Genomic DNA, 5,440 nt, shown 5'->3' with positions numbered 1-5,440 from the left:
ATACCTGCCAACCAGCCGGCAACTATCCCAATGATTAAAAACCAAAGCAAGTTCATAGTATAATACCATCCTTTCTAACTTGAATGTAAGTCTTACTGGCTTTATTATTCCCTATTAGTTATCAAGATATACATATTTTAGTTGCCACATGGTTACGTCAAACCCAAAGGATAACTAAACCAAAATTATGAAAAATTGCTTTCATTATGTACGGCTAATGTACAGCTTTCACGGAAATACTAAAAATAAACGAGGTGATAACCATGTCCAAAGGCGATAGCGGCGCAACGCAACAGGATCTTTTCAATAAACATGTGTCCGAACAGCCTCCGGCAAAATATAACAATCCTCCGACCAGCGGTGCCATCCAAGACAAATTACGTAACCGCCGCGACCCTTATATTCATTCTTAAACGGCTTACCCACTGCCCTATAGAAATTGATTTGCTTTTACTGCCGTAGTACCGAAACTTATGCATAGTAAATATAGCAGAAAAAAACACCTATCTGACCTCGCTGGGTCTGATAGGTGTTTTTTATTGAACTGTTAGCCAAAAATAGCCTTAGTGGCAAGATATAAAACTGACGGGCAGAGCAAGCAACCTAGTCCGGTATAGAAGGTTGCAGTCATGGCACCATAAGGTACCAGTTTGGGATCAGTAGCCGCCAGACCTGCTGCCGTTCCGCTGGTAGTCCCCATAAGGCCACCGTACACAATCGCTGCCTGCGGATTGTTTAAGCCGATGAATTTCGCCACTGTCGGCGTAGCCACCATAACTACAATTGATTTTACAACCCCGGCCGCAATACTTATAGCAATTACAGGAGAACTTGCGCCAATAGCAGCACCAGTAACCGGTCCAACTATAAAGGTTACAGCACCAGCACCAATGGTTGCTAAACTAACGGAATCGGTATAGCCAAAGGCCAAAGCCAGCAATACGCCGACTACATAAGCCGAAACAACACCTAAAAAGAGTGAAAGAACACCGGCAATTCCGGTTTTTCGAATCTCTCCTAAATCCGCACCAAAGGCAGTGGAAGCGATGGCATAATCGCGGAGCATAGCGCCGCCCATTAACCCAATACCTGAGAAGAATTTAATATCAGCAAGACCTTTGGACCCGCCAGTAACAGCACCGCCCCAGTAGGCCAATATTAAGCCAAAAACGATAGCGATGGCGGAACCGTGAATCCGCTTATTCGTAAGTTTATCGGAGATTTGGTATGAAAGATATGTCACCAAACCAACAACCATGAAAGACATAACTAAGCCATTGGAAACAAAAATGTTATAAATCATTTTTCCTAAATCCATAGATGCCATCCTCCTATTGTTTGCCGTTTATGGCTTATGCTTTGGGTTTACTGATTTTACTTAATAGTGGTACAAAAAAGAAACCTACTAAAACCGCAATAACACCGGCCGCAATTGCTAATGGACCGCCCTTGATAGCCGCAACCACATTTTGTTGCGCCGTCATGGCAACAACAATCGGTATGTACATAGCATTCCAGAAAGAGATGCCATCTTGTGCCGGCTTTGATAATTTACCGGCTTTTATGAGTTTTTGCGTAAGAATAATTAGCAGAAACATGGCAAAACCAACGCCGCCAACGTTAGCTTTGACACCAAGAAGAGCCCCTAGGATATCGCCGAACCAAATTCCGACAAAATAACAAAAGGACAGAAGCGCTACACCATAAATTGCCATTACAATCCCTCCATTTATATAGCCAATAAAGATCTACAAACAGGACAACAAATAAGCTCAGGGCTAACATACAAGGTTATTAGCACCCACATAACAGAAATTTGTGCTTGATTTCATTCTGTTTTGACAATTTTTCACATTGTGAGGCGGCTGCACAACAAATAACCGCCCCACTCATTTCACATGCTTACAAGCTATTTGACCAAGTTTACTGTGGAAATAAATACCCCAGTAGCAATCGCACTTACAATAACCCCACTAATATTTGCACCCAGGGCTACTGGCAAGATTATGGAATAAGGATTAGCTTCTGTAGCCGCATACTGTGCCAGTTTAGCGGTAGTTGGTACACAAGATACACCAGCAATGCCACTGGTAGGATTAAACTTACCTTTGGTAAACCAGTAAACCACCCAACCGCCAAGAATTCCACCAACTGCAGAAATAGCCAATGAAAGAATACCAAGGATAATTAAAATCCCCACTTTAGGATCCATAATGGTTTTGGCATCGCAAAGAATACCAAGCAATAACCCTAAAAACAGAGTGGCGCAATACAGTAAGGTGTTATCCAGTAATTTTTGATATGGCTCAATCTCAGCTTCCCTAATGGCTACGCCTAGGAAGAAGGACATAATTAATGGTGCAGCCACAGGCAGCAGCAGACAGAGCACACCGCACATAATGACGATGAAAATAAACTTCTGATTTTTCGGCACTTCGACGTGTTTCATTTTCATCTCTAAACCGCGGTATTTTTTCGGGATCATCAATTTAATCAGATATGGATAACCAGCATAGGTTAAACTTAAATACAAGTAGGCAATAATCGAAATCGGAACAAACAGATCAGGGGCCAGCATTAATGAGGTAAACAATACCATAGGACCATCGGCGCCGCCAATGGTTCCTACTGCCGCCGCCTCGCCGATTGGCAGTCCCATTTTGTAGCCGATAACAAGGGTCGCAAATGTCCCCATTTCTGCAAATACTGCCACAACCATACTTGCCCAAGGACGGGCCAATACAAAGCCTATATCGCACATGGCGCCAATTCCAAAAAACACAATGCAAGCAATCAGACCATTACTAAAGGTTAAATTATAAACCGGCTGCAGGAAGTTGATCTGCATAATATTCACCAGGTCATCCGGCTGGGAAACCAATGGGTCAAGAAATATGTTGCCGATACCGCCATTCATAAATAATACGCCAGTATTAATAGCAATCATACCAATACCCATCGGCACCATGATTAACGGTTCCAGGGTTCGTTTAAAGCCTAAATAGGCCAAAGCAAAACCAAACAGAATCAGAAATAACCGGGCATAAACGATTGACGGCTCTTGAACCAAGAAGGAAAAAATGCCGGGAAATAGGTTGTGCAAGATTTCATTCACTTTTTTACCTCTCCTAACTAAACTCAAATACGGCTAACGACTTTATTAACCAGCAATATTAAGCCAACTGTTAAAAAAGAAAGTACAGCCGTCAGACCATAAGCAAAACCTGCATATGTATATATATCCAACTTGTTTCCTCCTTTATATCTCGATATCTCGCACTAGCAGACTTATTAACTACACATTAACCGATAGTAATTAACTGCATGCCTGCTTGTACCGGATCGCCAGCTTTGACGTTCAGAACCTTTACTACACCGTCGCAAGGAGCCATTACAGGATTATGCATTTTCATAGCCTCTAACATGAGAACCTCTTGACCCTTTTTCACACTGTCGCCGACTTTTACTTTGACTTCAATGACTTTACCAGGCATTGGCGCACTGACAGTAGCGCCTCCTGCAGTATTAGCTGCCGGTTTAGCGGCTGGAGCAGGAGATGGAGCCGGTGCTGGTGCAGCGGCTGGAGCGGGTGCAGCCACAGGCTGAACTGCCGGTGCGGTTGGTGCAACTGCAGTTGTTCCGTTTTTTACCACACTAACGTCATAAGTTTTTCCGTTTACAGTAATTGTATATGTTGTCATCTGATTTCCTCCTTAAATTCCTTCTAGCCATTTACAGGCGGTTATATACTGGTTCTTGCCGGGCTGAGGTCACCCATTTGCTATTGGGTTTTGCTGTTACACTCATTACCTGAAAATTGCTTGATCCTTCCAGCTCAGCAATAGCAGCAGTAATTACTGCCAGCAACTCATCGTCATCTTCGGTTTCGGTCATTGTCTCACTCACAGTGGTAGCAGCCGCAACCACTGGCACCTGGATTTCTTCCTCTTCTTCGCTGTAACGGCTACGCAAGAAAAAGACGATGGCAACAATACACACCAATCCAAGCCATATCATCTTTTACATTCCTCCCTTTTTGACCATAACTGCCTTATAGTGGAATATTTCCGTGTTTCTTGGCGGGACGAGTTTCACGTTTGGTAGCCAATGCATTCAGCGCGCTAATAATCCGAGGACGTGTTTCGCTAGGTACAATTACTTGATCGGCATAACCACGTTCAGCCGCTTTGTACGGAGTAGCAAACTCTCTGACATATTCTTCAGTCTTCGCTTTGGCATCTGGATCATTCCGGAAGATGATATTAGCCGCTCCGGCCGGACCCATTACCGCAATTTCGGCTGTCGGCCAAGCCATGACTTGGTCTGCACCAAGATGCTGTGAACACATAGCAATATACGCGCCACCATAAGCCTTGCGGGTAATTACCGTAATCTTCGGAACCGTAGCTTCCGAATAAGCGTACAACATTTTAGCGCCATGACGAATAATGCCGCCGTATTCTTGTCCGGTACCTGGCAAAAATCCTGGAACATCCACAAGACTCAGAATCGGAATATTAAAGGCGTCGCAGAAGCGGATAAAGCGAGCGGCTTTGTCAGAAGCGTTAATATCCAAGCATCCGGCCATGACCATTGGCTGATTAGCGATAATTCCCACTGTCCGGCCGTCAAATCGGGCAAAACAAATAATGATATTCTTAGCGTAATGAGGCTGCACTTCATAGTACTCGCCGTTATCTACGATACTTTTGATAACATCATACATATTGTAAGGTTGGTTCGGATTATCCGGCATCAGTGTATTGAGGCTTTCATCCATCCGGGACGGATCGTCGCCTGTTGCCACAACCGGAGCATCATCCAAATTATTGCTCGGTAAGAAGCTCAGCAAGTACCGAACCTGTGCCATACAATCTTCATCGTTTTCTGCAGCAAAGTGAGCCACACCAGACACTGTGCTATGCGTCATAGCGCCTCCCAATGCCTCAGCGGTTACTTCCTCTGCGGTTACGGATTTAATAACCTGTGGGCCAGTAATAAACATTTGACTGGTGTTCTTAACCATATAAATAAAATCAGTAATAGCCGGAGAATACACGGCGCCGCCGGCACAAGGCCCCATAATCACTGAAATCTGAGGAATCACTCCTGAAGCCAAGGTATTCCGGTAGAAGATATCGCCAAAACCGGCCAGTGCGTCAACACCTTCCTGAATGCGAGCACCGCCAGAGTCGTTTAGACCAATAATAGGTGCGCCCATCTTCAGTGCTAAATCCTGCACTTTGGAAATCTTAGCGGCATGTTTTTCTCCCAGCGAACCACCAATAACCGTGAAATCCTGAGCGTAAACATATACCAGCCGGCCGTCGACAGTTCCATAACCGGTAACGACGCCTTCACCTGGAGCTTCTTCTTTTTCCATGCCAAAGTTAGTGCAACGATGTTTCACAAATTGATCCAATTCAACAAATGAACCTGG

General features: G+C 44.4%; 7 protein-coding genes. 1 reads left to right on the top strand and 6 read right to left on the bottom strand.

Annotation, left to right across the window (positions count from 1 at the left end; genetic code table 11):
• The first annotated feature begins 263 nt into the window (after positions 1-263).
• Positions 264-413: a hypothetical protein gene (locus AC29Z1_RS07000; RefSeq protein WP_488270743.1), complete on the top strand. Its 150-nt coding sequence runs from the start codon at positions 264-266 to the stop codon at positions 411-413.
• Positions 414-547: 134 nt separating this feature from the next.
• On the opposite strand, the gene madM is transcribed toward AC29Z1_RS07000, so the two are convergent.
• The 6 genes from madM to mmdA all read right to left on the bottom strand — a co-directional run.
• A complete protein-coding gene (gene madM, locus AC29Z1_RS06995) occupies positions 548-1,318 on the bottom strand; it encodes a malonate transporter subunit MadM (RefSeq protein ID WP_488270742.1) in 771 nt (256 codons plus the stop codon).
• A gap of 34 nt (positions 1,319-1,352) precedes the next feature.
• Positions 1,353-1,715 (bottom strand): malonate transporter subunit MadL, encoded by a 363-nt coding sequence (gene madL / locus AC29Z1_RS06990; RefSeq protein ID WP_488270741.1) that lies wholly within the window; start codon positions 1,713-1,715, stop codon positions 1,353-1,355.
• Positions 1,716-1,909: 194 nt separating this feature from the next.
• Entirely contained in the window at positions 1,910-3,115 is a 1,206-nt protein-coding gene (gene madB / locus AC29Z1_RS06985; RefSeq protein ID WP_488270740.1) for a Na+-transporting malonate decarboxylase, carboxybiotin decarboxylase subunit, read from the bottom strand.
• Between the two features lie 187 nt (positions 3,116-3,302).
• On the bottom strand, positions 3,303-3,701 hold the full coding sequence (locus AC29Z1_RS06980) for a biotin/lipoyl-containing protein (protein ID WP_488270739.1): 399 nt from the start codon (positions 3,699-3,701) through the stop codon (positions 3,303-3,305).
• Positions 3,702-3,732: 31 nt separating this feature from the next.
• Positions 3,733-4,017 carry an OadG family transporter subunit gene (locus tag AC29Z1_RS06975; RefSeq protein ID WP_488270738.1) on the bottom strand — a complete coding sequence of 95 codons (285 nt, stop codon included), beginning with the start codon at positions 4,015-4,017 and terminating at the stop codon, positions 3,733-3,735.
• Between the two features lie 34 nt (positions 4,018-4,051).
• On the bottom strand, positions 4,052-5,440 hold a 1,389-nt coding region (gene mmdA, locus AC29Z1_RS06970; protein ID WP_488270737.1), incomplete at its 5' end, for a methylmalonyl-CoA decarboxylase subunit alpha.

This window comes from Sporomusa sp., from assembly GCF_057736855.1.
Note: the sequence above shows the minus strand (reverse complement) of the source record. Positions and strands in the feature narration are given on the sequence as shown.

Bases quoted from the DNA above. Each gene is read 5' to 3' on its own strand.
- madL (WP_488270741.1), bottom strand. From the start codon at position 1,715: ATGGCAATTTATGGTGTAGCGCTTCTGTCCTTTTGTTATTTTGTCGGA.
- AC29Z1_RS07000 (WP_488270743.1), top strand. From the start codon at position 264: ATGTCCAAAGGCGATAGCGGCGCAACGCAACAGGATCTTTTCAATAAA.
- AC29Z1_RS06980 (WP_488270739.1), bottom strand. From the start codon at position 3,701: ATGACAACATATACAATTACTGTAAACGGAAAAACTTATGACGTTAGT.
- madM (WP_488270742.1), bottom strand. From the start codon at position 1,318: ATGGATTTAGGAAAAATGATTTATAACATTTTTGTTTCCAATGGCTTA.
- AC29Z1_RS06975 (WP_488270738.1), bottom strand. From the start codon at position 4,017: ATGATATGGCTTGGATTGGTGTGTATTGTTGCCATCGTCTTTTTCTTG.